The 25701-nt window shown below is 71.4% G+C and carries 24 protein-coding genes and 4 tRNA genes; 13 read left to right on the top strand and 15 right to left on the bottom strand.

The features are described 5' to 3' along the window. The first annotated feature begins 171 nt into the window (after positions 1–171). The 3 genes from IE185_RS27420 (at position 172) to IE185_RS27410 (ending at position 4637) form a co-directional block, all read left to right on the top strand. Positions 172–1800 (top strand): M48 family metalloprotease, encoded by a 1629-nt coding sequence (locus tag IE185_RS27420; protein ID WP_138898884.1) that lies wholly within the window; start codon positions 172–174, stop codon positions 1798–1800. Between the two features lie 341 nt (positions 1801–2141). Continuing rightward, on the top strand, positions 2142–3650 hold the full coding sequence (locus tag IE185_RS27415) for a N,N-dimethylformamidase beta subunit family domain-containing protein (protein WP_138908422.1): 1509 nt from the start codon (positions 2142–2144) through the stop codon (positions 3648–3650). Between the two features lie 87 nt (positions 3651–3737). After that, entirely contained in the window at positions 3738–4637 is a 900-nt protein-coding gene (locus tag IE185_RS27410; protein ID WP_138899432.1) for a phosphoribosylaminoimidazolesuccinocarboxamide synthase, read from the top strand. Positions 4638–4683: 46 nt separating this feature from the next. Here IE185_RS27410 and IE185_RS27405 read toward each other — a convergent pair. The 8 genes from IE185_RS27405 to IE185_RS27370 all read right to left on the bottom strand — a co-directional run bounded on the left by IE185_RS27405 (position 4684) and on the right by IE185_RS27370 (position 9254). Continuing rightward, a tRNA-Gly gene (locus IE185_RS27405) sits at positions 4684–4756 on the bottom strand. Positions 4757–4785: 29 nt separating this feature from the next. Then, complete coding sequence (locus tag IE185_RS27400; RefSeq protein WP_138899431.1) at positions 4786–5412, bottom strand: response regulator transcription factor; 627 nt, start codon at positions 5410–5412, stop codon at positions 4786–4788. Further along, positions 5409–6632 (bottom strand): sensor histidine kinase, encoded by a 1224-nt coding sequence (locus IE185_RS27395; protein ID WP_189716207.1) that lies wholly within the window; start codon positions 6630–6632, stop codon positions 5409–5411. Before IE185_RS27395 ends, IE185_RS27400 begins: the two co-directional genes overlap by 4 nt. A 77-nt stretch (positions 6633–6709) precedes the next feature. Then, positions 6710–7477, bottom strand: coding sequence for an ABC transporter permease (locus IE185_RS27390; protein ID WP_138899695.1), 768 nt, complete (start codon positions 7475–7477; stop codon positions 6710–6712). Next, positions 7474–8433, bottom strand: coding sequence for an ABC transporter ATP-binding protein (locus IE185_RS27385; RefSeq protein ID WP_189716205.1), 960 nt, complete (start codon positions 8431–8433; stop codon positions 7474–7476). Before IE185_RS27385 ends, IE185_RS27390 begins: the two co-directional genes overlap by 4 nt. A 147-nt stretch (positions 8434–8580) precedes the next feature. Continuing rightward, positions 8581–8656, bottom strand: a tRNA-Gly gene (locus IE185_RS27380). Between the two features lie 53 nt (positions 8657–8709). Continuing rightward, positions 8710–8781: transfer RNA gene (locus tag IE185_RS27375), tRNA-Gly, on the bottom strand. Positions 8782–8936: 155 nt separating this feature from the next. Further along, the gene (locus IE185_RS27370; RefSeq protein WP_138898076.1) at positions 8937–9254 is read right to left on the bottom strand and encodes a histone-like nucleoid-structuring protein Lsr2; all 318 of its coding nucleotides are present in this window, start codon (positions 9252–9254) and stop codon (positions 8937–8939) included. A gap of 325 nt (positions 9255–9579) precedes the next feature. Here IE185_RS27370 and purS point away from each other — a divergent pair, with 325 nt between their 5' ends. The 6 genes from purS (at position 9580) to IE185_RS27340 (ending at position 15582) form a co-directional block, all read left to right on the top strand. Further along, positions 9580–9831 carry a phosphoribosylformylglycinamidine synthase subunit PurS gene (purS, locus tag IE185_RS27365; protein ID WP_138898077.1) on the top strand — a complete coding sequence of 84 codons (252 nt, stop codon included), beginning with the start codon at positions 9580–9582 and terminating at the stop codon, positions 9829–9831. Continuing rightward, positions 9828–10508 carry a phosphoribosylformylglycinamidine synthase subunit PurQ gene (purQ, locus tag IE185_RS27360; RefSeq protein WP_138898078.1) on the top strand — a complete coding sequence of 227 codons (681 nt, stop codon included), beginning with the start codon at positions 9828–9830 and terminating at the stop codon, positions 10506–10508. Before purS ends, purQ begins: the two co-directional genes overlap by 4 nt. After that, positions 10505–12754 (top strand): phosphoribosylformylglycinamidine synthase subunit PurL, encoded by a 2250-nt coding sequence (purL, locus tag IE185_RS27355; protein WP_138898079.1) that lies wholly within the window; start codon positions 10505–10507, stop codon positions 12752–12754. The genes purQ and purL overlap by 4 nt, the downstream gene beginning before the upstream one ends. A gap of 153 nt (positions 12755–12907) precedes the next feature. Next, a complete protein-coding gene (locus tag IE185_RS27350; RefSeq protein WP_138908427.1) occupies positions 12908–13717 on the top strand; it encodes a maleylpyruvate isomerase family mycothiol-dependent enzyme in 810 nt (269 codons plus the stop codon). 180 nt (positions 13718–13897) lie between these two features. Next, the gene (locus IE185_RS27345) at positions 13898–14698 is read left to right on the top strand and encodes a putative protein N(5)-glutamine methyltransferase (RefSeq protein ID WP_138899279.1); all 801 of its coding nucleotides are present in this window, start codon (positions 13898–13900) and stop codon (positions 14696–14698) included. Between the two features lie 50 nt (positions 14699–14748). Further along, positions 14749–15582 (top strand): META domain-containing protein, encoded by an 834-nt coding sequence (locus tag IE185_RS27340; RefSeq protein WP_138899280.1) that lies wholly within the window; start codon positions 14749–14751, stop codon positions 15580–15582. 74 nt (positions 15583–15656) lie between these two features. Here IE185_RS27340 and IE185_RS27335 read toward each other — a convergent pair whose 3' ends face one another. From IE185_RS27335 to IE185_RS34055, 3 genes are all read right to left on the bottom strand, one after another. Further along, complete coding sequence (locus tag IE185_RS27335) at positions 15657–16757, bottom strand: metallopeptidase domain-containing protein (RefSeq protein ID WP_189716202.1); 1101 nt, start codon at positions 16755–16757, stop codon at positions 15657–15659. A 96-nt stretch (positions 16758–16853) separates the two neighbouring features. Beyond that, positions 16854–18293, bottom strand: coding sequence for a sulfatase family protein (locus tag IE185_RS27330; RefSeq protein ID WP_229843726.1), 1440 nt, complete (start codon positions 18291–18293; stop codon positions 16854–16856). 146 nt (positions 18294–18439) lie between these two features. Further along, entirely contained in the window at positions 18440–18532 is a 93-nt protein-coding gene (locus IE185_RS34055; protein WP_369334558.1) for a putative leader peptide, read from the bottom strand. A 115-nt stretch (positions 18533–18647) separates the two neighbouring features. Between IE185_RS34055 and purF the strand changes: the two genes are divergently transcribed. Next, positions 18648–20171: an amidophosphoribosyltransferase gene (gene purF / locus IE185_RS27325; RefSeq protein ID WP_138897492.1), complete on the top strand. Its 1524-nt coding sequence runs from the start codon at positions 18648–18650 to the stop codon at positions 20169–20171. 33 nt (positions 20172–20204) lie between these two features. Further along, positions 20205–21299: a phosphoribosylformylglycinamidine cyclo-ligase gene (gene purM, locus IE185_RS27320; RefSeq protein ID WP_138897493.1), complete on the top strand. Its 1095-nt coding sequence runs from the start codon at positions 20205–20207 to the stop codon at positions 21297–21299. An 86-nt stretch (positions 21300–21385) separates the two neighbouring features. On the opposite strand, the gene IE185_RS27315 is transcribed toward purM, so the two are convergent. Together IE185_RS27315 and IE185_RS27310 are read right to left on the bottom strand one after the other, a co-directional pair. Then, the gene (locus IE185_RS27315; protein ID WP_069928096.1) at positions 21386–21646 is read right to left on the bottom strand and encodes a DUF3073 domain-containing protein; all 261 of its coding nucleotides are present in this window, start codon (positions 21644–21646) and stop codon (positions 21386–21388) included. A 289-nt stretch (positions 21647–21935) separates the two neighbouring features. Further along, on the bottom strand, positions 21936–23018 hold the full coding sequence (locus IE185_RS27310; protein ID WP_138897494.1) for a Leu/Phe/Val dehydrogenase: 1083 nt from the start codon (positions 23016–23018) through the stop codon (positions 21936–21938). 245 nt (positions 23019–23263) lie between these two features. On the opposite strand from IE185_RS27310, the gene IE185_RS27305 reads away from it, so the two are divergent. After that, complete coding sequence (locus IE185_RS27305) at positions 23264–24115, top strand: DUF8083 family protein (protein WP_138897526.1); 852 nt, start codon at positions 23264–23266, stop codon at positions 24113–24115. Between the two features lie 470 nt (positions 24116–24585). Then, complete coding sequence (bldC, locus tag IE185_RS27300) at positions 24586–24792, top strand: developmental transcriptional regulator BldC (RefSeq protein WP_003949541.1); 207 nt, start codon at positions 24586–24588, stop codon at positions 24790–24792. Between the two features lie 388 nt (positions 24793–25180). On the opposite strand, the gene IE185_RS27295 is transcribed toward bldC, so the two are convergent. Both IE185_RS27295 and IE185_RS27290 read right to left on the bottom strand, forming a co-directional pair. Continuing rightward, a complete protein-coding gene (locus tag IE185_RS27295; RefSeq protein ID WP_138897525.1) occupies positions 25181–25408 on the bottom strand; it encodes a DUF6274 family protein in 228 nt (75 codons plus the stop codon). Between the two features lie 126 nt (positions 25409–25534). After that, positions 25535–25609 (bottom strand) — tRNA-Asp (locus tag IE185_RS27290). Between the last annotated feature and the right edge of the window lie 92 nt (positions 25610–25701).

Genomic DNA, 25701 nt, shown 5'->3' with positions numbered 1-25701 from the left:
CATTCCATCGAGTGACCGCTGGCCCATCCGGCTGACGACCGCCCCACCCCCAACTAGGGTGCGGCGCAAGCGTTCCGGCACTTGGCCCACCGACATTGCGATGTCAGTGCCGGGTGCCACAGTGGGGGAGTGAGCAAAGCCGTCGCAGGGCGAAGGGGGTGACGTCCGGCCGTGTCCGGTACCGGTACGGGTGTGGAGAGGGGCGCGCAGTCCGCGCGTTCCAGGGCTCTCGCTGTGCTGCGCGTGCGCAGCACAGCGCTGGCCGTCGCCCTGCTGCCCGCGGCGGTCGCCGTCGTCCTGCTGGTGGGCGGCGCGACGGGCCACGCGGTCGGCGGGGGCTGGGACGCCGCGCGCCGGGTGACGACCGTCGTCGCGGTCGTGGTCCTGCTGGCGGCCGTCGCCGTAGGGGCGGTGATCGCGCGGGCCAGACCGGCGACGACCCCGACGGTCGAGATCGCCGAGCGTTCGGCGCCGGATCTCTACCGGCTCGTGCGCGACCTGGCGGACCGCCTGGAGGTGCCGGCGCCGTCCGCCATAGCGCTGACGCCGGACTGCGACAGCTGGCTGGAGGACCGTACGCACCCGGCGTCCATACCGGGCGCGGGCCCGGGGCGCCGCCGGGTCGCGGCAGCGCCCGTGCTGGTCATCGGGTCGCCGTTCCTGTGGTGGATGCGGGTGGCCGAGCTGCGCGCGGTGCTGGCACCTGTCGTCGCCGGTACGGGCCCCTCCGCGCATCCCGACATAGCCGCCGCCCGCCGTTTCGTGCGCGGCCTGGACGCCGCGGTGGCCGAGTCGGCCGCCCCGCACCGCAATCCGCTGCGCCGCCTGCCCCTGGGCTTCGTCGGCTGGATCTCCACACTCCTCCTGCGCGGCTGCCGCGTGCACGCCGCCGAAATGGAGCGGGGCGTCGCCACGGCGGCGTCGGAGCGCGCCCAGACCGTCGACTACGGCCTGCGCATCGTCGCGCAGGAGCAGGTGGGCCTGGCGTACGCGGGCTGGGACCGCCTCCTGACCCGCGTGGCGCTGCCCGCCTGGCGCATGGGCCGCTGGCCCTCCCGCCTGGACGCCGGTGTGGTCTCCGCGCTCACCGAACTCTCCCGCCGCGACCGCCTGGCCGAAGGCTTCGCCTCCCGCCTGGGCGAACGGCCGGCGTGCGACCTCCTGGAGGAGCCCGGCTCCGTCGACGAGGCGGCCTCGCTCCTCGCCGCCCGGCTGTTCCACGGCGGCCCCGCCGCCCCGGGCCCGGACTGGTCGCCGGTGGACTGGCAGCAGTACCCGGAAGAAGTGGTCGACCGGAAGTGGCGTGCGGACGCCGCCCGCCTGCACCGGGTCCTGGACACCATGGGCGTACGCCGCGCCACGGCCGCCACGCTCACCCGGGTGATGGACCACCTGTCGGCCGACGGCGACGACCCGCCGTCGGAGACCCTCGCCGCCGCCATCGGGGCGGAGGTGGCCCGGGAGGAGGCCGCCGCTCCACCGCCCGCACCACTGGTGGGCGAAGGCGACCCCTGGAGTACGGACCCCCTCCCGCTCTTCCCCCTCGTTCCGCCGAGGACGGGCCGCGACCTCCTGGCCGACCACGTCACGGCGATGGTCTGCTGCGCCGCGGTGGACACGGCCGGCGCCGTCCCGGGCCTGGACTGGCTCGACGGCCCCGCGCTCCTGGTGGACGGCGAGCGCCGGCAGGACCTCGCCACCCGGGTCCTGACCCTCGTGGAGGACGGCGACGCGGCCCCCCTCCGCTCCTGGCTGGCGTCGGTCGGGGTACGCCCGGAAAAGACAGTCCGCCTGGTCTGAGCCCCCGAGCCACGAACCCGGCGCCGGGAGGAGACGCCCCGGCGCGGCACCGACCCCGAAGCCCGCCCCGCCACACCCACCGGCGCCCCTGCCGCACGCCTCCAGCACCGGCCCCGAAGCCCCGCCCCCGTTCTCCCGCCCCCGCTCACCCTCCCGCGCCGCGCGCCACCCGCACCACCCGCGCCCCTATCACGCCCCCCGCTTACCGGAGCCAGGCGTTCCGTTAACGTCAATTCGCGACGAACGGTGACGGAGTGCGTGCGTTATGTGATGTGCTGGGGGCCAGTAGCTGACAAGTGGCGCATCACAGTTGTCTCGGGGGCTAGAGGGAGGGAAGCGGCATGGGGGACGAGTTCATCCGGCGCTGGGAATCGGGCGCCCTCGCGCATGCCGTGTCCGATCCCTTCGGCCAGGGACCACTGCCCTGGCTGCGCGGCAGCGAGCACTACTTCGGTGACAGCGGCCAGGTCATCCCCTGGTACGCCGAGCCCACGGAGGGCGCGGACCACCGCGACCCCGTCACCGGCGCCCGGCTCCCGCAGCGCCGCTCCGCCTCCACCGGCGGCCCCCGCACCGCGGACGACGTACGCCAGCAGATCAAGGGCTTCGCGTCCCCCGGCGCCGCCGCCCCCGGCGAGGCGATCGACTTCCACATCACTGTCGACCCGCCCCAGCAGTTCTCCGTCGACATCTACCGGATCGGTCACTACGGCGGCGACGGCGCGGCGAAGATCACCACCAGTCCCCGCCTCTCCGGCATCGTCCAGCCGGCCCCGCTCACCGCCGACCGGACGGTCTCCTGCCACCACTGGTGGCTGTCCTGGCGCCTCCAGATTCCCGACTTCTGGAGCGTCGGGGCGTACGTCGCCGTGCTCACCACCGCCGACGGCTACCGCTCCCACATCCCCTTCACGGTCCGCGACAGCCACCCGGCCGACCTGTTGCTCCTCCTGCCGGACATCACCTGGCAGGCGTACAACCTGTACCCGGAGGACGGCCGCACCGGCGCCAGCCTCTACCACGCGTGGGACAGGATGGGCCGCCTGCTGGGCGAAGAGGAAGCGGCGACAACGGTCTCCTTCGACCGCCCCTACGCCGGCGCCGGTCTGCCCCTGCACGTCGGCCACGCCTACGACTTCATCCGCTGGGCCGAGCGCTACGGCTACGACCTCGCGTACGCGGACGCCCGCGACCTGCACGCGGGCCGCATCGACCCGACCCGCTACCGGGGCCTGGTGTTCCCGGGCCACGACGAGTACTGGTCCGTCCCCATGCGCCGCACGACGGAGCTGGCGCGCGAGGCGGGCACGTCCCTCGTGTTCCTCTCCGCCAACACGATGTACTGGCAGGTGGAGCTGGCCCCGTCCGCCTCCGGTACGGCCGACCGCCTCCTCACCTGCCGAAAACGCCGGGCCCCCGGCAAGCCCGCCCTCTGGCGCGAGATCGACCGCCCGGAGCAGCAGCTGCTGGGCATCCAGTACGCGGGCAGGGTCCCGGAGCCGAGCCCTCTGGTCGTACGGAACGCGGACCACTGGCTCTGGGACTCGACCGGCGCCCACGAGAACGACGAGATCGAGGGCCTGGTGGCCGGCGAGGCCGACCGGTACTTCCCCCGTACGGCGCTCCCCGAGCACCAGGGCCGCATCCTGCTGGCCCATTCCCCCTACCGGGACGGCGAAGGCGCGCTGCGCCACCAGGAGACGTCCCTCTACCGGGCCCCCAGCGGCGCCCTGGTCTTCGCCTCCGGCACCTTCGCCTGGTCCCCGGCCCTGGACCGCCCCGGCCACGTGGACCCGCGCATCCAGCGCGCGACGGCGAACCTCCTGGACCGCATCTGCAAACGCGACTGACCCGCACACCCCGCCCCCGCGCCCACGCCCGCGCCCCGCATGCGGGAGAATCGGAAGCGCTCCTGGATCAACCTACGCGGAGGAACCGTGTCCGGATTCGTAGAAAAGCCCGAGCCGCTCCAGCTCCCGGGCCTGACCCACCTCCACACGGGCAAGGTGCGTGACCTCTACCAGAACGAGGCCGGCGACCTCGTGATGGTCGCCAGCGACCGGATCTCCGCGTACGACTGGGTGCTGCCCACGGAGATCCCCGACAAGGGCCGGGTCCTGACCCAGCTCTCGCTCTGGTGGTTCGACCAGCTCGCGGACCTCGCCCCGAACCACGTGATCTCGACCGACCTCCCCGCCGGAGCCCCGGCCGACTGGGCCGGCCGTACGCTCGTCTGCAAGTCCTTGAGGATGGTCCCGGTCGAGTGCGTGGCCCGCGGCTACCTCACCGGATCGGGGCTCACCGAGTACAACGCGTCCCGCACGGTCTGCGGTCTGGCTCTCCCCGAGGGCCTGTCGGACGGCTCGGAACTCCCGGCCCCGATCTTCACGCCCGCCACCAAGGCCGCCGTGGGCGACCACGACGAGAACGTCAGCTACGAGGAAGTGGCCCGCCAGGTCGGCGCCGAGACGGCCGCACAGCTGCGCCAGATGACCCTCGCCGTCTACAACCGGGCCCGCGACATCGCCCGCGACCGGGGCATCGTCCTGGCCGACACGAAGTTCGAGTTCGGCTTCGACGGCGACGAGCTGATCCTCGCCGACGAGGTCCTGACCCCGGACTCCTCCCGCTTCTGGCCCGCCGCCACCTGGGAGCCGGGCCGCGCCCAGCCGTCGTACGACAAGCAGTACGTCCGCGACTGGCTGACCTCGCCGGCCTCCGGCTGGGACCGCGCGGCGGAGCTGCCGCCGCCCGCGCTCCCGCAGGAGATCGTCGACGCGACCCGGGCGAAGTACCTGGAGGCGTACGAACTGCTCACCGGCACGAGCTGGACCTAGAACACGCGGAAGGCCCCGGTCGTGACGACCGGGGCCTTCTCCTCTGAGCGGACGACCAGGTTCGAACTGGCGACCTCAACCTTGGCAAGGTTGCGCTCTACCAACTGAGCTACGTCCGCATGCACTGTGTTGCCGTGTGCGATGCCCACTATACCCAACCTCGCTCGCGTGCGAGCCGCACCGCCGCATGACGATTCTCGGCGCCCAGTTTCGAGGCGGCCGAGGACAGGTAGTTGCGCACCGTTCCCGGCGACAGGGCCGCCCGCTCTGCGATCTCCGTGACCGGCGCCCCGTCCGCCGCCAGTTCCAGCACCTCCGCCTCGCGGGCGGTCAGCGGCGAGTCCCCGGCGGAGATCGCGTCGGCCGCCAACTCCGGGTCCACGTAACGGTTTCCGTCCCGTACGCTCCGGATCAGTTCGGCCAGCCGCTGCGCGCTGACGGTCTTCGGCACGAACGCCCGCACCCCCGCCGCCAGCGCCCGCTTCAGATGCCCGGGCCGCCCGTGGCTGGTCACGATCATGCAGCGGCAGTCGGGCAGCTCGTCGCGCAGGGCTGTGGCCACACTCACACCGTCGAGACCCGGCATCTGGAGATCCAGCACGGCGACGTCCGGCCGGTGGGCCCGTGCCATCGCCAGCGCCTCGGGCCCCGTGGCCGCCTCGGCGACCACGACGAGGTCGTCCTCCAGTCCGAGGAGCGCCGCCAGCGCGCCCCTGATCAGATGCTCGTCGTCGGCGAGCAGCACCCGCACCGGTCGTACGGCGGAATCACTCACCGCAGCGCCTCCCGGGCCAGCGGAACCTCGGCTGTGAGCCGGAAGCGCCCGTCCCCGGCCGGCCCCGCCCGCAGCGTCCCGCCGACCGCGCCCAGCCGCTCCCGCAGCCCCGCGAGCCCCGACCCGGGGCTGCCCGTGGCGGACACCTCGCCCGCGCCGTCGTTCTCCACGACCAGCACCGCACGCCCCCCGTCCGCCCTCAGCCGTACCGTGCACCTGCGCGCGTCCCCGTGCCGCAGCACATTGGTCGTCGCTTCCCGGACGACCCACCCGAGCGCCGACTGCACGCCGGCCGGCAGCTCGTCGCCGGGACCCCGGTCCATCAGGCACTCGATGCCCGCCGCGCTCAACACGCCCCGCGCCCCTTCCAGTTCGGCGGGCAGATCCGCCGCTCGATAGCCCCGTACGAGCTCACGCACCTCGCGCTGCGACTCCTGCGCGATCCGCTGCACCTCGGCCATCTGGTCGGCGGCCTCCGGCCTGCCCCGCCGCGCGAGCTGCACCGCCAGCTCGCTCTTGAGCGCGATGACGGCGAGGTTGCGGCCCATCACGTCGTGCATGTCCCGTCCGAACCGCAGCCGTTCCTCGGCGACCGCGAGCCGCGCGGCCACGTCGCGGGCCTGGTCCAGTTCCCAGATCACCGCGACGAACCAGGCCGACGACCGGGTGGTCACCAGCCCGAAGAGTCCTGCACAGAGGACGATGATCACCCCCGCCACGGGCAGCCCGCTGTGTCCGCCGGTCGCTGCCAGCGCGCCCGCCACCAGCACCGCCACGACCAGCGTCCCGAGGACCAGCCGCCGGAGCGTCGACAGCATGAACGTCGACATGGCCGCTGTCAGCAGGGTGTTCAGCAGCATCTGTGCCATCACCGTCCCCTGACGGTCGATGCCGCCGGTCGCCTGAAGGGCCGCGATCAGCCCCACCGACGCCACCATCAGCGCGAGCGCGACGGTCGCCGAGCGCCAGGGCGCCGGGGCGCCGTCGACGTAATGCGCGAGCCCGTGGTGGATGGTGTGCATGGCGACAGCGCACTGGGCCACGGAGAGCGCCAGCACTCCCCGCACCAGTGCGGCGGCACCGGGGTCGGGGCCGGTCAGCCCACCCATGAGCGGGAGCACGACGCCGAGAGAGAGCGGCCACGGCAGGATGTACAGCAGCGCCCGCATGTACAGATCCAGCTTCGCGGCCTGACTCCGCTTCCGCCAGAAGCCCCTCATCCCGTCCCCCTCTTCCCCGCACCAGCTCGGCGCCCGGCTCTCCGCGCCCGGCACAGAACCGCGCCCGTACGCCGCCCCTACCGCCGAGGCTCCCACCGGAACCACCGCCGGACAGCGACCACCGACAGTACGGTCCACGCCACCGCCGTGCCGACCGCCCCCAGCGCCTCGTACGCCCCCAACTGCCCGCTCCAGCCGCCGCGCACGAGTTCCACCACCGGCGACAGCGGCAGCAGTTCCAGGACCGGGGCCGCCCGCTCCGGAAGCAGCTCCAGCGGAACGACGACACCGGACCCCACCATCGAGATCAGCATCAGCGGCATGATCGTGATCTGGGCGCCCTCGGCGGACCGCGTGAACACCGAGGTCAGGGCGGCCATCGCGGTGGCGAGCACCAGCCCCAGCAGCACACCGGCCATCACCCACACCGGATCGGCCGGCATCTCCATCCCCAGCACCGCCGCCCCCGCGACCAGCAGCATCACGCACTGCGCGAGACCGGCCACCAGCGTGGCGGCGGCCGTCCCGGCCAGTATCTCCGCGTCGCCGAGCTCCCCGGTCCGCAGCCGCTTCAGTACCAGCTCCTCGCGCCGCACCACATAGACCGTGACCAGCGCCGAGTACACCCCGAAGAGCAGCACGAACGCCACGGCCATCGGCATCATCGCCTCCCCCAGCGACAGCCCCGCCTCGCGCAGGTCCATGTCCTCGACGACCGGCCGCATCGCGAACGTCATGGCCACCGGCACCACCAGCGCCGTGAGGAGCACCGCCCTGTGCCGTACGAGCAGGGTCAGTTCGGCCCGCGTCAGAGCCGCCATACGTCCCGTCACAGCCGTGTTCATCGGACCACCGCCCCTTCCTCGTCCCGCTCGTTCTTCCTCGCCCCGCCCGCGATCTCCAGGAACGCCTCCTCCAGCGAGGCCGACCGGGCGTCGAGTCCGCGCAGCTCCACCCCCGCCGCCTGCGCCCACGTCAGCAGCCCGGTGGCGGTCCGCTGAAGCCGGTCGGTGAACAACCGCGTCGTACGCCCCGCCACTTCGTGCCCCGTGACCCCCAGCTGCCCCAGCGGCGGCAGGTCCCCCAGGTGGTAGCCGTCCGGCAGCTCGAAGGAGATCCGCGACGGGTACTGCGCCACGACCTCGTCCACCCGCCCCTGCGCCGCGAACCGCCCCTCGTGCAGGATCGCCAGCCGGTCGGCGAGCTCCGCCGCCTCCTCCAGGTAGTGCGTGGTCAGCAGCACGGTCGTCCCCCCGTCGCGCAGCTCACGCACCAGGTCCCAGGTCTCGCGCCGCCCCTCGGCGTCGAGCCCCGTGGTCGGCTCGTCGAGGAAGAGGACCTCGGGCCGTCCGAGCAGCGCCGTGGCCAGGTCGAGCCGCCGCCGCTCCCCGCCGGAGAGCTGCTTCACCCGTACGTTCTCCCGCCCGTGCAGCCCCACCATCTCCAGCGCCGCGCCCACCGGCCGCGCCCCGCTGGTGCAGCCCGCCCACATCCGGACGGTCTCGCGCACGGTCAGCTCGGACGGGAAGCCGCCCTCCTGGAGCATGACGCCGACCCGGGGCCGCACGGCCGCGCGCTCGGTGTAAGGATCGTGCCCGAGCACTCGGACGCTGCCGCCGCTGGGGCGGGCGAGGCCCTCCAGGAGCTCCAGGGTCGAGGTCTTGCCCGCCCCGTTGGTGCCGAGCAGCGCGAAGAGCTCGCCGCGCGCCACGGAGAAGGAGAGGGAACGGACGGCTTCGAAGCCGCCGCCGTAGGTACGCCGCAACCCCTCGGCGTCGATCACATGCTCGTCGCTGGTCATGTCTCAAGGTTTCCGCCGGACCAAGGCCGGCGGCAGTGCGCGGTGTCACCGGGGTCCATGACAAATGTCAGTACCGCAGTCGCCCTTCGGCACCGGGGACAACACGACGAAGGCCCCGGTCGCAATGACCGGGGCCTTTCGTACTCATGGAGCGGACGACGAGATTCGAACTCGCGACCCTCACCTTGGCAAGGTGATGCTCTACCAACTGAGCCACGTCCGCATGTGGTGCCATCACTGTACCCGATCCACCGGAGTGGTCGATGAGCGATGTAGAGCGGGTGACAGGAATTGCACACTGCGCCTCCCCCCTGGAAGGGGGGTGTTCTACTACTGAACTACACCCGCACGCTGCTCGGGGACCGGCTTTTCGGCCTTGCCCCTCGGCGTGCTCCAGACTCTAGCCGATCACCAGGGGTGGAACGCAAGTCGGCTGCTCGCGGGGGCTCCGAGGCCGCGCCCCGGCCCGCGCGCCCGGCCGGCGGCGGGCCGCCCTCGGGCCGTCAGGAGGCCTCGGCGAAGGCCTCGTAGACCTTCTTCGGGATGCGGCCGCGGGCCGGAACGTCCATCTGGTGCGAGCGCGCCCAGGCGCGCACGGCGGCGGGGTCGGGCGCCACGGGCGTGTGGCGGTAGACCTTGCCCGACTTCGAGTGCTTTCGGCCGGCCTCGATGAAGGGCTCCAGTGCCGTGCGCAGTTTCTTTGCATTGGCGGGATTCAGGTCGATCTCGTACGACTTCCCGTCCAGGCCGAAGCTGACCGTTTCCGCTGCATCCCCTCCGTCGATGTCGTCGGAGAGCGTGACCACTACGCGCTGAGCCACGGACGTCGGTCCTTTCCTGCGGCACTACCGCATCAGACATCGCGCCTGACGTGCGGTGATGCCGGCCTTCCGGCTGATTTGGAGCAATGCTCATTTTCTCGCTATTCCTTTGTACAGCGCGAGGCATTGCATGGTGAAGCCCAGTTAATTCCGTCCGCGTGTCTCTCCGCAATCGGAGACGGCCACTTTTTCGCGGATTTTTCCCTGAGTTGTCGTGCCCGATACCGGAACGTGATCCACGTCAACGTATATCTACCCGCGTAGAATTTCAGGGCGGGTACGCTGATGGAACCGCCTTCGCACCACACCACCACCGGGAGTGCCAGTGGCACGCGTCGTAGTCGACGTCATGCTCAAGCCCGAGATCCTCGACCCGCAGGGACAGGCGGTGCAGCGTGCACTGCCCCGTCTCGGCTTCGAGGGAATCGCGGACGTCCGTCAGGGAAAGCGTTTCGAGCTCGAGGTCGACGGGCCGGTCGATGACGCCGCCCTCGCCCGCATCAACGAGATGGCCGAAACGTTCCTCGCCAACACCGTCATCGAGGACTTCACCGTGAAGGTGGAGGAGTCGAAGTGACCGCTCGTATCGGAGTCGTCACCTTTCCGGGAACGCTCGACGACAAGGACAGCCTCCGCGCCGTCCGGACCGCGGGCGCCGAGCCGGTCTCGCTGTGGCACCGCGACAAGGACCTCAAGCAGGTCGACGCGGTCGTGCTCGCGGGAGGCTTCTCCTACGGCGACTACCTGCGGGCCGGCGCGATCGCCCGCTTCTCGCCGGTGATGGAGACGATCATCGAGCAGGCGAAGGCCGGTCTCCCGGTCCTCGGCATCTGCAACGGATTCCAGATCCTCACCGAGGCGCACCTGCTGCCCGGCGGGATGCTCCAGAACAACCACCTGCACTTCATCTGCCGCGAGCAGAAGCTGCGCGTGGAGACGAGCGGCACGGCCTGGACGGCGGACTACACCGCCGGGCAGGAGGTCCACATCCCGCTCAAGAACATGGACGGCCGTTACGTCGCCGAGGAGCGCGTGCTCGACGAGCTGGAGGCGGAGGGCCGCGTCGCCTTCCGCTACCTCGACGTCAACCCGAACGGCTCGCTCCGTGACATCGCCGGCATCACCAACGCCGCCGGCAACGTCGTCGGCCTGATGCCGCACCCGGAGCACGCCGTGGAGCCGCTGGTCGGCACGGGACGTACCGACGGCCTCGGATTCTTCACCTCGATCCTGAAGAAGCTGGTCAACGCATGACTTTGGACACTGTCAAGCACGCGGGCGAGACCCCCGAGGCCGAGCAGCCCTGGAAGGAACTCGGCCTCAAGGAGGACGAGTACGCGCGCATCCGGGAGATCCTCGGCCGCCGCCCGACCGGCGCCGAGCTCGCCATGTACAGCGTCATGTGGTCCGAGCACTGCTCGTACAAGAGCAGCAAGGTCCACCTGAAGCAGTTCGGCGAGAAGGTCCCCGCCAACGACGCGATGCTCGTCGGCATCGGCGAGAACGCGGGCGTCGTCGACGTCGGCCAGGGCTACGCCGTGACCTTCAAGGTCGAGTCGCACAACCACCCCTCGTACATCGAGCCCTACCAGGGCGCGGCCACGGGTGTCGGCGGCATCGTCCGCGACATCCTCGCCATGGGCGCCCGCCCGGTCGCGGTCGTCGACCCGCTGCGCTTCGGCGCGGCCGACCACCCCGACACCCGGCGCGTGCTGCCCGGCGTCGTCGCGGGCATCGGCGGCTACGGCAACTGCCTGGGCCTGCCGAACATCGGCGGCGAGGTCGTCTTCGACGCGTGCTACCAGGGCAACCCGCTGGTCAACGCCGGCTGCATCGGCGTCATGAAGCACGAGGACATCCACCTCGCGAAGGCGAGCGGTCCCGGCAACAAGGTCGTCCTGTACGGCGCCCGCACGGGCGGCGACGGCATCGGCGGCGTGTCGGTGCTGGCCTCGGAGACCTTCGAGTCGACCGGGCCCGCCAAGCGTCCGGCCGTCCAGGTGGGCGACCCGTTCCAGGAGAAGCTCCTCATCGAGTGCACCCTGGAGATCTTCCGCGAGCAGCTCGTCGCGGGCATCCAGGACCTCGGCGGCGCGGGCCTGTCCTGTGCCACCTCCGAGCTGGCCTCGGCCGGTTCCGGCGGCATGCGCGTGGAACTGGACACCGTTCCGCTGCGCGACTCCTCCCTCTCGCCCGAGGAAATCCTCATGAGCGAGTCGCAGGAGCGCATGTGCGCGATCGTCGAGCCGGACAAGGTCGACCGGTTCATGGAGATCTGCGAGAAGTGGGACGTCATCGCCACCGTCATCGGTGAGGTGACCGACGGCTCGCAGCTGGAGATCTTCTGGCACGGCGAGCAGATCGTCGACGTGCCGCCGCGCACCGTGGCCCACGAGGGCCCGGTCTACAACCGGCCGTACGCCCGTCCCGCGTGGCAGGACGCCCTCCAGGCCGACGACGCCAACAAGCTGGCCCGCCCGGCGAACGCGGCGGAGCTGCGCGAGCAGGTGCTGAAGCTGGTCTCGTCGCCGAACCAGGCGTCGAAGTCGTGGATCACCGACCAGTACGACCGGTTCGTGCAGGGCAACACGGTGCTCGCCATGCCCGAGGACGCCGGCATGGTGCGGATCGACGAGAAGACGAACCTGGGCGTCGCCATGGCGACCGACGGCAACGGCCGGTACGCGAAGCTCGACCCGTACACGGGCGCGCAGCTCGCGCTGGCCGAGTCGTACCGCAACGTCGCCGCGTCCGGCGCCAAGCCGCTCGCGATCTCCGACTGCCTGAACTTCGGCTCCCCCGAGGACCCGGACGTCATGTGGCAGTTCGCTGAGGCCACGCGCGGTCTCGCGGACGGCTGCCTGCAGCTCGGTACGCCGGTGACCGGCGGCAACGTCTCGCTCTACAACCAGACCGGCGAGACCGCCATCCACCCGACGCCGGTCGTCGCGGTGCTCGGCGTGATCGACGACGTGACCCGGCGTACGCCCGTCGCCTTCGCGGAAGAGGGCCAGCTCCTCTACCTGCTCGGCGACACGCACGAGGAACTGGGCGGCTCGGCCTGGTCCCAGGTGATCCACGACCACCTCGGCGGCATGCCGCCGAAGGTCGACCTGGACCGGGAGAAGCTGCTCGGCGAGATCCTGATCTCGGCCTCGCGCGACGGCATGATCGACGCGGCGCACGACCTGAGCGACGGCGGCCTGATCCAGGCGGTCACCGAGTCCTGCCTGCGGGGCGGGAAGGGTGCGCGGCTGGTCGTGCCGGACGGCCTCGACTCCTTCGTGTTCCTCTTCTCCGAGTCGGCGGGCCGGGCGGTCGTGTCCGTGCCGCGCAGCGAGGAGCTCCGCTTCAACGACATGTGCGGGGCGCGCGGTCTGCCCGCGACCCGGATCGGTGTCGTGGACGGCGACGAGATCGAGGTGCAGGCCGAGTTCAGCATCCCGCTGAGCGAGCTGCGCACCGCGCACGAGGCGACGCTGCCGGGCCTCTTCGCCTGACGTCTCGCCGCAGCACTTCTTCGGCCCCGGTCAGCCACTGGCCGGGGCCGAAGCGTTCGCCCGCGAGGAGCGGGCCTCCCGGACCCCGCTCCTCGCACCCCGGGCGCGCGGAGAACAAGCGGGCGTTCACAGCCGGCGGCTAATCTCGGGGCCATGTCATCCGCTGCCCAGAAGCGCCCGCGCCCCCGCCCGCGTCGGTACGACGCCGGCAAGATCCGTGCCGCGGTCCTGATCCAGTTCGGCGCCGTGCACGACGCGGTGCGCGACCTCACGCCCGCGCAGCTCGCGCTCCCCACGCACCTCGGGGACTGGACGGTCCGCGACCTGGCCGCGCACATCGCCATGGGCGCCGGATCGGTCGCCGCCTGCCTGGAGAAGCCCGCCCCGCCCCGGCAGGAAGTGCCCCTGCTCGACTGGCCGTTCGCGACCGTCTCCCGCGCCGCCCAGATCTCCGACGACACGAAGTCGATCGCCGCGTCCGCCCCCGACCTCGACGCGCTGTACGAGCGGACCGGCGCCCGCCTCGCCGAGCTGCTGCCCGCCGCGCCGGACGACCGGCTCCTGGCGACCCGCGTCGGCGCGATGCGCCTGGACGACTTCCTCGTCACCCGCACCGTCGAACTCGTCGTGCACACCGACGACTTGAACCACGCCGCAGGGCTCGCCGTCCCGTACGACCGCCAGGCGCTCGCCGCCTGCACCCGTCTGCTCGCCGACGCCCTCGCCGTGAAGGCGCCCGGCGGTTCGGTCGAGGTGCGCGTCCCGCCGTACGCCGTCGTGCAGTGCGTGGAGGGCCCCCGCCACACCCGGGGCACGCCGCCCAACGTCGTCGAGACGGACCCCCTCACCTGGATCCGGCTCGCCACGGGACGCACGACGTGGGACGCCGCGGTCGACGACGCGAAGGTCGGCGCCAGCGGCGAACGGGCGCGCCTGGCCGGACTGCTGCCCGTTCTCGGCTGAACCGGGAGTTGATCATGTACTGTGGCCGACGCCAACGCAGGACATGCGCACCGAGGAGGTGAGACCCATTACCGCTGTGTCAGGTCGGGTGCTCTCCTCTCGCGACCGCGCGGTCCACCGGACGTAGGAGCCGGAACCCGGGACCGAGGGAGCGCCTCCAGGTGTCCCGAAAGGCTTCCCATGTCCCTCTCCCCGCCGCTTTCCCCCTCCGCCGTCGTCATCAGGCTGCGCGCCGCCGGCTGCGTCTTCGCCGAGGACGAGGCGGATCTGCTCCTCGCCGCCGCGCGCGACGCCGCCCACCTCTTCGCCATGGTGGAGAGCCGCGCGGAGGGCCTGCCCCTGGAACACGTCCTCGGCTGGGCCCAGTTCCGGGGCCACCGCTTCGCCGTGGACCCCGGCGTCTTCGTGCCCCGCCGGCGCACCGAGTTCCTCGTCGAGCAGGCCGTGGCTCTCGCCCCCGCCCGGGCGGTCGTGGTCGACCTGTGCTGCGGGTCGGGCGCGCTCGGCGCGGCGCTGGCCGCCTCGCTGGAGCAGGTCGAGCTGTACGCCGCCGACGTGGACCCCGCCGCCGTGCGGTGTGCCCGGCGCAACGTCACCGCCGCCGGCGGGCAGGTGTACGAGGGCGACCTCTTCGCACCGCTGCCCGCCACGACGCTGCGCGGGCGGGTCGACGTACTCCTGGCGAACGTGCCGTACGTACCGACCGACGAGATAGACCTGCTGCCCCCGGAGGCCCGCATCCACGAGGCGCGGGTCGCGCTCGACGGCGGGGCGGACGGCCTCGACGTCCTGCGCCGGGTGACGGCGGACACCGCGCGGTGGCTGGCGCCGGGCGGGCACCTGCTCTTCGAGACGAGCGAGCGCCAGATGCCGCGCGCCGTCGAGACCGTCGTACGCGGCGGTCTGGTCCCCCGGGTCGTCACGTCCGACGAGCTGTACGCCACCGTCGTCATCGGTACGAGGGCTGCGCCGGGCGAGTGAGGGGACGGCGGAAGCGGAACCGAACACCCCACCGCTTCCGTCCCATCGCCATGGATACGTCACGCACCCGCATCAGCGGCCCGCTCACCGGCGCCGTCACCGTCCTCGCCCTCCTGACCCTGGCCGCCTGCGGCACGGAGCCGGGCTCGGACGCCGGACGTGACGGCACCGTGAAGCCGGACCTTCAGCTCTCCGGCATCGACTGGACCGTCGACAGCGTGACCGTCGACGGGAAGAAGACGACGGCGCCGGAGAAGGCCACGGTACGGATCGACGACAAGGGCCGGGCCAGCGGCAACACCGGCTGCAACCAGTTCGGCGCCGACGTGAAGGTCAAGGGCGACACGGTCACCGTGGGGCCCGCCCAGACCACCGAGATCGGCTGCCCGAAGGGCGTCGCGGAGTTCGAGCAGCATCTCCAGCGCACGTTCGCCGGAGAGCTCAAGGCCAGGATCGCGGACGACCGGCTGACGCTGACCACGGCCGAGGGCGACAGCATCGCCCTCTCCGAGACAAAGCCGGAGCCCGACGCGCGGCTCCTCGGGACGGAGTGGCGGGTGGAGTCCGTGCGGGACGGCGACACCACGAGTTCGCTGCCCGAGGACGCGGCGGCCAAGGCGAAGCTGTTCTTCGGCGAGGACGGGTCCGTGGGCGGGAACCTCGGCTGCAACAACGTCTCGGGCAAGGCGAAGGTCTCGGGCTCCACCCTCACCTTCTCCAAGATCGCCACGACCCGGAAGCTGTGCCCGCCGGCGGTGATGAACACCGAGGAGGCCCTGCTGGAGGTCCTCGAAGGCGAGGCGGAGTACGAGATCCGCGAGCGCGCCCTGACCCTCACCGGGGCGGACGGCAAGGGCCTGGAGGCCATGGCGATCGCCAGGTAGCCGCCGGAGCCGCGCCCCCCCGGTCGAGCGGTCGCGGGCGCGGGCGGCGGGGGCCCCGGCACTCCGGGGCCCGGTCAGCTCGCCGGGACCGCGCCTCCCGGACCCGCCCCCGCACCCGTGCCCGCACTCGCCGCCCCCGCCACGCTGACGGCGACCGTCGCCTCCGCGTCGCCCGACGTCACGACCTTCACCGACACCTTGCGCGCGGTGTCGCTCAGTTCCGTACCGGCCTTGAGCGCGTCGGCGTCCGCCGCCCTCCCCTCGCCCGGCGTCGGGTCGATCAGTGCCGACCGCGTGTAGTCGCCCCCGGACACCCGGTAGGCGTGGACCCCCTGGATCGCCTCGTCGAGCGAGCCCGCCCGCGCCCGCAGTTCCACGACGAGCTGGTCCTTGTCGCCGAGCGGGACCCGCAGCGCGCGCACGCCGGTGCCGCCGCCGTGCAGCGGACGGAGCGTGTACGTACCGGACGCGTTCACGTCGGTGAGCTCGTCGCCCGTGAGCCACTTGTTGTGGATCAGCTCCGCCGCCGACAGACCGGCCGCCGCATGCCCGCCGCCCATGACCGACTTGCGGCTGTCGCCGTCCTCCTTGCAGCCGGCGCCCAGATCCCCGTCCGGACAGCGCAGCCGCTTCTGGTGGTGGTAGCCCAGGTTGTGGCCGAACTCGTGGACCAGCGCGTCGATCGAGAAGTGCTGGGACGGCATCCACGTCTTCCCGCCGCCGACCGTGCCGAGGCCGGCGTACGCGCACTTGGCCTTCTCGTTCGGGAAGACGATCGAGACATGGTCGTACGCGCTCTCCCCGACGCCTTTTGCCGCCAGCGCCTTCTGCGCCTCGTCCGCGATCCGGCCGCTGTCGCACGCGGCGGCCATGGGGAGCGTGAGCGGCCCGATCACCGGGTCGGCGCCGACGGGGGCGAAGGCCGTCCGGCCGCGCGTGATCTCGTCGTAGTACGAGTTCAGGGAACCGTTCTTCCCGTAGTACGCGGCCTCCAGAGCCGGCTTGAGCCCGGCGGCGTCGGTGAACCCGCTGTCGCTGAAGTCCACCATCACGACCTGCACGGTGCGTCGGTCGGCGGGCGCCTGGGCGGCGTGCGTCGCGGCGGGGAGCGCCGCCGACGCCAGTACGACGCCGCAGGCGAGGGCCGACAGACGGACTCGGGAGGTCGACTGCATGTGGGGGTTCCTTCCGCCGCGAAACGAAAACAGTGGGGGAGGAGATCGTGATCACGCGCGGCGTCCGCTAAACCACGACATCTCCCCCACCACCCCTCAGGGCACGGTCGGGTACGGCAGCAGCCCCGCGTCCGTCCGCTCCCAGGCGGCCCGCAGCGCGGCCAGCCAGCCGGGCTCGGCCGACGCCTTGTCCGCCTGCTCCCGCGCGTCCTCGGTGAGCCGGAACAGCTGGTCCTTGCCGCCGGGACCCCGGTAGTACTTCCACTCGCCCCGCCGCAGCGCCCGTTCACCCCGTACGCGCCAGAACAGGTCGCGCCGCGGCGCCCGTTCACCCCGCAGCAGGTACCCGGCGAGACTCGCGCCGTCCAGCGGGTACGCCGGATCGGGACGCGCGCCGCCCAGCTCCAGCAGCGTCGCCGTCCAGTCCGGCGTGAACACCGGCACGTCGCTGACCTGGCCGCCGTCGATCCTGGCGGGCCAGCGCACGAGGGTCGGCACCCGTATGCCGCCCTCCTTCAGGGAGGACTTGTTGCCGGAGAGGGGCCAGTTGTACGAGAAGCGTTCGCCGCCGTTGTCGCTCGCGAAGAAGACCAGGGTGTCCTTCTCCTGCCCCGACCGCTTCAGCGCCCCCAGCACCTCACCGACCGACCGGTCCAGGTCCTCGACCATCTCCTTGTACTTCTCGACCGAGCCGCCGTCCTGGTGCCACAGCGCCCCGCGGTCGCCCGCCCTGATCCGCCGGACGATCTCCGCGCTCTGCTCCTCGTCACCGTCGGCGATCCAGGGCCAGTGCGGAGTGGTGAAGTTCAGGTTCAGCAGCCACGGCTTGTCGTGTCCGCGCTGTACGTACTCGCTCGCCCGCTCGGTGAGGACCCGCGTGTAGTACCGCAGATCCTTGTACGGGGTGTCACCCTCGTAGAGGTCGTACTCCCCGCCGAGACCCAGTTTCGAGTAGTACTCCAGCGCGCCCCCGAAGTTGCCGAAGAACTCGTCCCAGCCCGACCGCGTCGGGCTGTAGTCCGGCAGATACCCGCAGTGCCACTTGCCGATCAGCGCCGTCGCGTACCCGGCGCCCTTCAGCAGCGAGGCGAGCGTGGGGTGCGTCGGCTCCAGCCCCACCGACTTGTCGGCGATCGGTTCGGCGAGCCCGCCCTTCGTACGGCCCGGGAAGCGCCCGGTGTAGAGGCTGAAGCGGGTGGGGGAGCAGGTCGCGGACCCGGAGTAGGCGTCGGTGAACCGGACCCCCTGGCGGGCGAGCCGGTCGAGGTGCGGCGTACGGATGTGAGGTGATCCGTACGAGGAGAGGTCGGCCCAGCCCAGGTCGTCGCCCAGGATGAACAGGATGTTGGGCCGCCGCGAGCGCCGCTCGGCGGCCGCCCGGAAAGGCCGCTCGGCGGCGGCACCGGCGGCGGCCGGGGCAGGGCCCGGGCCAGGGGCGGCGAGCGCCGGTCCGGCCGACAGGCCGACGGCCGCGGCGCCCGCGCCGACGACGGCCCCGAAGGCGCGCCGGGACAGCTTCTGGTCGTGCGAGGTCACAGGGTCTCCCGTGATGAAGGGCACACCGGCCGGGCCCCGTGGCGGCGCGGATCAGCGCTCGGCCGGGGCCGGGTCGGGGCGGGGAGCGGTGCGCGGAGGCACCGGGGAACGGAGAGGTGAACTACGGGGCGCGGCGGTGTGCGCGCCTACGCGCGGCGACAGATGGCGCTCGCGACACGGACCAGGTCGACGTGGCGGCGCTCCACAAGCGGGACCGGGAGGTCACCGAGGGGCTGCATGAGGCGGGAGCCTGACGGAGGCACCACGTACCTGTCAAGCGCCGGGTGCCCGGGAGGGGCGGCCGCCCGTATCCCCAATTCGGACCAGTGGTCGATCTCGCCTACACTCGGTGGTGTGCCTCGTGGTGATGGACGACTCAACCACGACCTGCTCCCCGGTGAGAAAGGCCCCCAGGACGCTTGCGGCGTCTTCGGTGTCTGGGCTCCCGGCGAAGAGGTCGCCAAGCTCACCTATTTCGGACTGTATGCCCTGCAGCACCGTGGACAGGAGTCCGCGGGCATCGCAGTGAGCAACGGGTCCCAGATCCTGGTCTTCAAGGACATGGGACTGGTCTCGCAGGTCTTCGACGAAACTTCCCTCGGCTCCCTCCAGGGCCACATCGCGGTCGGTCATGCCCGCTACTCCACCACCGGAGCCTCGGTGTGGGAGAACGCGCAGCCGACGTTCCGTGCCACCGCGCACGGATCGATCGCCCTGGGTCACAACGGCAACCTGGTCAACACGGCGCAGCTCGCCGAGATGGTCGCCGACCTCCCCAAGGAGAACGGCCGCGCGACACAGGTCGCCGCGACCAACGACACCGACCTGGTCACGGCCCTGCTGGCCGGCCAGACGGACGACGACGGCAAGCCCCTCACCGTCGAGGAAGCCGCCGCCAAGATCCTCCCCGAGGTCATGGGCGCCTTCTCCCTCGTCTTCATGGACGAGGGCACGCTGTACGCCGCCCGCGACCCGCAGGGCATCCGCCCGCTGGTCCTCGGCCGGCTGGAGCGCGGCTGGGTGGTGGCCTCCGAGTCCGCCGCCCTCGACATCTGCGGCGCCGCGTACGTCCGTGAGGTCGAGCCGGGCGAGATGCTCGCCATCGACGAGAACGGCCTGCGCACCTCCCGATTCGCGGAAGCGAAGCCCAAGGGCTGTGTCTTCGAGTACGTCTACCTGGCGCGCCCGGACACCGACATCGCCGGCCGCAACGTCTATCTCTCGCGTGTCGAGATGGGCCGCAGGCTGGCGAAGGAAGCCCCGGTCGAGGCCGACCTGGTGATAGCGACGCCCGAGTCCGGCACCCCCGCCGCCATCGGCTACGCGGAGGCCAGCGGAATCCCGTACGGCTCGGGCCTCGTCAAGAACGCGTACGTGGGCCGGACCTTCATCCAGCCGTCGCAGACGATTCGCCAGCTCGGCATCCGCCTGAAGCTCAACCCGCTCAAGGAAGTCATCCGCGGCAAGCGCCTCGTGGTCGTCGACGACTCGATCGTCCGCGGCAACACCCAGCGCGCCCTGGTCAAGATGCTCCGCGAGGCCGGCGCCGCCGAGATCCACATCCGGATCTCCTCCCCGCCGGTGAAGTGGCCCTGCTTCTTCGGCATCGACTTCGCGACCCGCGCCGAGCTGATCGCCAACGGCATGACGATCGAGGAGATCGGCACCTCGCTGGGCGCCGACTCGCTCTCGTACATCTCCCTCGACGGGATGATCGAGTCGACCACCATTCCCAAGGCGAACCTGTGCCGCGCCTGCTTCGACGGCGAGTACCCGATGGAGCTCCCGGACCCCGAGCTGCTCGGTAAGCAGCTTCTGGAGACCGAGCTCGCGGCCGGCCCGGCGAACGCCGCGGCCGAGGCGCTCCGTCGCCCGTAACGCCCCCGTTCCACGACACGAAAGTTCCCAGCAATGTCTGCTGAATCTTCTGGGCGTGCTCCGCACGCGGGCACCGGTGCCAGCTACGCGTCCGCGGGCGTCGACATCGAGGCAGGCGACCGCGCCGTAGAGCTGATGAAGGAGTGGGTGAAGAAGACCAAGCGCCCCGAGGTCCTGGGCGGCCTGGGCGGCTTCGCCGGTCTCTTCGACGCCTCCGCGCTCAAGCGCTACGAGCGTCCGCTGCTCGCGTCCGCCACGGACGGTGTCGGCACCAAGGTCGACCTCGCCCGCAAGATGGGCGTGTACGACACGATCGGTCACGACCTGGTCGGCATGGTCGTCGACGACCTGGTCGTCTGCGGCGCCGAGCCGCTCTTCATGACTGACTACATCTGTGTCGGCAAGGTGCATCCCGAGCGTGTCGCGGCCATCGTGAAGGGCATCGCCGAGGGTTGTGTCCTCGCGGGCTGCGCCCTGGTCGGCGGCGAGACGGCCGAGCACCCCGGTCTGCTGGGCGAGGACGACTTCGACGTCGCGGGCGCCGGCACCGGCGTGGTGGAGTACGACCGGCTGCTGGGCGCGGACCGTATCCGTAAGGGTGACGCGGTGATCGCCATGGCGTCCTCCGGTCTTCACTCGAACGGGTACTCACTCGTGCGCCACGTGGTCTTCGACCGCGCCGGCTGGGCGCTGGACCGTGAGGTCGAGGAGTTCGGCCGCACCCTCGGCGAGGAGCTCCTGGAGCCCACCAAGATCTACTCGCTGGACTGCCTGGCCCTCACCCGCACCGCCGAGGTGCACGCTTTCAGCCACATCACGGGCGGCGGTCTCGCGAACAACCTGGCCCGCGTGATCCCGGACGGCCTGCACGCCACGGTCGACCGCTCCACCTGGACGCCCGGCGCGGTCTTCGACCTGGTCGGCAAGGCCGGACAGGTCGAGCGGCTCGAACTGGAGAAGACCCTCAACATGGGTGTCGGCATGATGGCCGTCGTCCCGGAGGCGTCGGTGGACGTGGCCCTGGAGACCCTCGCCGACCGGGGCGTGGACGCCTGGGTCGCCGGAGAGATCACCGAGCGCGGCGCCCACGCCTCGGGCGCGACGCTTACGGGCGACTACGCGAAGTAATCGCCGGTGGCAGCACAGAACCCGGTCCGGGGCCGAGGCCCCAGGACCGGGTCACGTGCGTAATGCCTGTTCGAGGTGTACGGACGTCAAGCGCCGCGACGATGGGCCGACGGACCGGACTCTTCGGTCGAGTCCTCGTCCTCGTCATCGTTGTACTGAGCCGCGTACTGTGCGTACGGGTCGTCTTCCTCGTCGTCGTCCTCGAACGGCTCGCCGTTAGGCGGCTGTTGCGAAGTCGTCGAAGCGCCCAGCTCGTTGGCCAGACGCGACAGGTCAGTCCCGCCGCTGCTGTACTTCAGCTGGCGGGCGACCTTAGTCTGCTTGGCCTTTGCCCGGCCGCGCCCCATGGCTCGACCCCCTCGGTGACGGGGCTCGACGGCCCCAGAGTCTTGACACGCGTTCATGGTTCGGAACGGGCTCCCCTCGGAGAGACCGGTCCGTAGGGCATCAACGGTACCTGCTTCCGCGGCCATACGGTACGCCGCCCGCATGCAACGCCTCGTCACAGAACCAGCGAGGAGCCCCGTCCTCGCTGGTCAACTGCGATTTTAACCTCTTCTTGAGGGTCGACCCGCCGACGGGGGTGAGTCATGTCTCGTCATGTCCCGCCGACGGCGGGCCGGCCCCGCTCGCGGGTCAGCTCCGGCGTGCCTCGGCCATCCTCTGTTCGGCGATCCGGTCGGCCGCCGCAGCCGGCGGAATCCCGTCCGTCTTCGCACGTGCGAATATTGCCAGCGTGGTGTCGAAGATCTTCGCGGCCTGCGCCTTGCACCGGTCGAAGTCGAAGCCGCGCAGCTCGTCGGCGACCTGGATGACGCCGCCGGCGTTCACCACGTAGTCGGGGGCGTAGAGGATCCCGCGGTCCGCGAGGTCCTTCTCGACGCCCGGGTGGGCGAGCTGGTTGTTGGCCGCGCCGCACACCACCTTCGCCGTGAGGACCGGAACGCTGTCGTCGTTCAGCGCGCCGCCGAGCGCGCACGGGGCGTAGATGTCGAGCCCCTCGACGCGGATCAGCGCCTCGGTGTCCGCGACGACGGTGACGTTCGGGTGACGGTCGGTGATGCGGCGTACCGACTCCTCCCGCACGTCCGTGATCACGACCTGGGCGCCGTCCGCCAGGAGGTGCTCGACGAGGTGGTGGCCGACCTTGCCGACGCCCGCGACGCCGACCTTGCGGTCGCGCAGGGTCGGGTCGCCCCACAGGTGCTGGGCCGAGGCCCGCATGCCCTGGAAGACGCCGAAGGCGGTGAGTACGGACGAGTCGCCGGCGCCGCCGTTCTCGGGGGAGCGGCCGGTGGCCCAGCGGGTCTCGCGGGCGACGACGTCCATGTCGACGACGTACGTGCCGACGTCGCAGGCGGTCACGTAACGGCCGCCGAGGGAGTTCACGAACCGGCCGTACGCGAGGAGCAGTTCCTCGCTCTTGAGCGTCTCGGGGTCGCCGATGATCACGGCCTTGCCGCCGCCGTGGTCGAGTCCGGCCATGGCGTTCTTGTACGACATGCCGCGGGCGAGGTTCAGCGCGTCGGCGACGGCCTCCTCCTCGTTCGCGTACGGGTAGAAGCGCGTGCCGCCGAGGGCCGGGCCCAGAGCGGTGGAGTGGATGGCGATGACGGCCTTGAGGCCGCTGGCACGGTCCTGGCACAGCACGACTTGCTCGTGGCCGCCCTGCTCCGATCGGAACAGGGTGTGCAGGACGCCGTCGGTTGCGTCGGTCACGGTGGTGACTCCCAAGTACGAGGCGCTTCGCCCTCCTGCGGGTGGGGAGGGCCGATGGGCAAGAGAGTAAGACCTGGTGGCCCGGGGGCGTACGGCAGTGCCGAGGATCACCCCCTGGCGGAGTACGCGTGGGACGATTTCCTTCCGGTTTCCTTCCGGTTCGTCGAGGTTCTTTCCGGTCCGGCTCGCGGTCCGGCTCGCGGTCCGGGGTGCCGGTCCGAGTTCCGGTCGAGTGAGGAGCAGGCGTGGCCCAGGAGTCCTCGGTGATCGTCCCGTACGTCTCCTATCTGAGGGTGTACGAACCGCTGGCGGCCTTCCCCGAGCCCGAACGCGGTCATTGGACGCGGTACGCGAAGCGCGAGCGGCTGCCCACCGCGCAGGACGAACTGCGGCGCTCCCTGGCGGACTTGCTGCCGACCCCGCCGGTCCCGGTGCCGGTGCACGAGAGCGGCGACGCGTTCGTGACCGAAGTGGACGGGGTGGTGTGCGTCTGTCCCTGGCGGACTCGGCTGCGCGGGTGGCTGGCGCTGGAGGAGCTGCCCGACCTCTTCCCCGAGCCGCTGCTGGACGCGGCGCTGCCGCCGCTGGTGCGCCGGCAGGCGGCCGCGGACTTCGAGCGCTGGCTGGAGCGCAACCCGGACGCGCGGCCGTGGATCAGGACGTCGGCGTGGCACGTGCCGGTGCGCTGGTTCGCCCTCTTCGCGAGCGAGGAGCGGGAGTACGCGAAGGCCGAGGGCGAGGCGGCGTCCGTACTGCGCTACCGGACGCCGATGGCGCAGGCGCGGCGGCGCGTGGCGCGGGCCCTGAAGGCGCTGCGGGAGCATCTGGACGCGGAGGCCGGGGGGCCGCTCGTCGAGGGGCTGGTAGATGTGGGGCGCTGGCTGGAGGAGTTCCACCCCCGGTCGCTGGTCGAGCTGGACTACGGCGGCCTCGCTCACGTACTTCCGCAGGAGCATCTGTCCGAGGACCACTCGGCGGCGGACGTGGCCGAGGGCATCGCGGCGCTGCGGGCCGGGGACGGCGTGGGGGCCCGTGAAGCGTACGGGCGGCTCACCGAGCGGTGGCGGGTGGTGCGCGAGCGCCAGTTCGCGAACTGAGGGCGTACGGGCGGCTCCCGGCGGCCGGGACGTAGGTCCCGATCCGGGCCTTTGCCTCAAGCGTGACGGACAGCACTAAGCGGGCTCTTGCGCCCATCACCCATCCTCATGCCAAAATAGGACAAGGAGTCCGGCGAGGGCTCCTTCCGTCCAACTAAGGGCGGGTTAGCTCGGTATTGCGCGCTATGGGGGGTCTGGTGGCTCCTGATCGCTCTGCGACTGATCGTCACTGTGACGTGACTGTCCGCTATGGCATGGTCCATCGGCTTCGTCGCTGATGAACACCTGGGAGGGCAATTCCATCGGTTTGGCCGACGTGGCTGGACGGATGGTGTAGTTGTAGTGCCGAGGACAAGCCGTTCGTCCTATAACCGACTCGGCCCGCGTCCGCCATTTCGGGCAACGCGGGTCAAGGTGCAGAATTTAGAGGAAAGAACCGTGATGGTTCGGTTCTCCCGAGGAGGCCGCTCATGACCGCTCGCACCCCTGACGCCGAGCCGCTGCTGACCCCGGCTGAGGTTGCCACGATGTTCCGCGTGGACCCGAAGACGGTTACGCGCTGGGCCAAGGCAGGCAAGCTCACGTCCATCCGCACGCTTGGTGGACACCGGCGTTACCGCGAGGCTGAGGTCCGCGCACTGCTTGCGGGCATTCCGCAGCAGCGCAGCGAGGCCTGAACAACCGCATAACCCCGCTTTACCGGGCATTCCTCCGGGTCCCCCAACCCGGACGCCCACCTGAGCACCACACGACAGGCGTCTGCCCCAACAGGCGCCACATCCATGCATGACGGGTGCGTCGTCGATCGCGCTGGACTCCGCCGGGTCCAGCGCGATCTTTTTGTGCCCGCACCGAGGCGGTGGCGACCGCTCTGACCTGCGGTCCGCCGACTCCCGGGGACGGGTGCGGAAGCCTCGGGGCGACCCTTGGGGAGAGGTGCAATTGCACATATTAAATTGGCCCGTTGTAGGAAGGGTGTAAGTCCACCGGTTCCCGAAACTCGTGGCGTGACACCCGTCACAGCGCCTGGCCCTTGTGCATCGCCGGCCGACCGGCGATAGGGGTTCAGCGGTCCGGCGGGCCGCTCTCCTCGGCGTCCGCCGCCGGCTCCCCGGCCCCGCCGCCCTCCGCGCTCACCGGCCTGGCCGGCTTCGCCGGTTCCGGCTCCATGGCGAGCCGCAGGAGCCGGTGGCAGATGGGACAGTGCCGTGTGAGATGCCGATACCCCGTCGAGGCCGCCAGATGGGCGCGCAGCAGTGCGCGCGTCTCGTGCCTGGCCGTTGATGCCGCCATGCGCCACCTCCCCGGTGCGGGCCCCCCGATGCCCTGATGCCTGGGTACCGGTGGCAGATGACGCAGTCAAGACGCAAGAAGGCCCGGATCCTTGCGGATCCGGGCCTTCTCGTACTTCTTGTCGTGCGGTCCTGACGGGATTTGAACCCGCGGCCTCCACCTTGACAGGGTGGCGAGCACTCCAAACTGCTCCACAGGACCTTGATTCGCCGCGCCGTACTGCGTTGCGCTGCGAAGACAGACTGTACAGCAGGTCAGGGGGTGCGGGCGAACTCACTCATGGCGACGGCGGA

It is taken from the genome of Streptomyces chryseus (assembly GCF_014650755.1).
Lineage (GTDB): Bacteria > Actinomycetota > Actinomycetes > Streptomycetales > Streptomycetaceae > Streptomyces > Streptomyces chryseus.
Note: the sequence above shows the minus strand (reverse complement) of the source record. Positions and strands in the feature narration are given on the sequence as shown.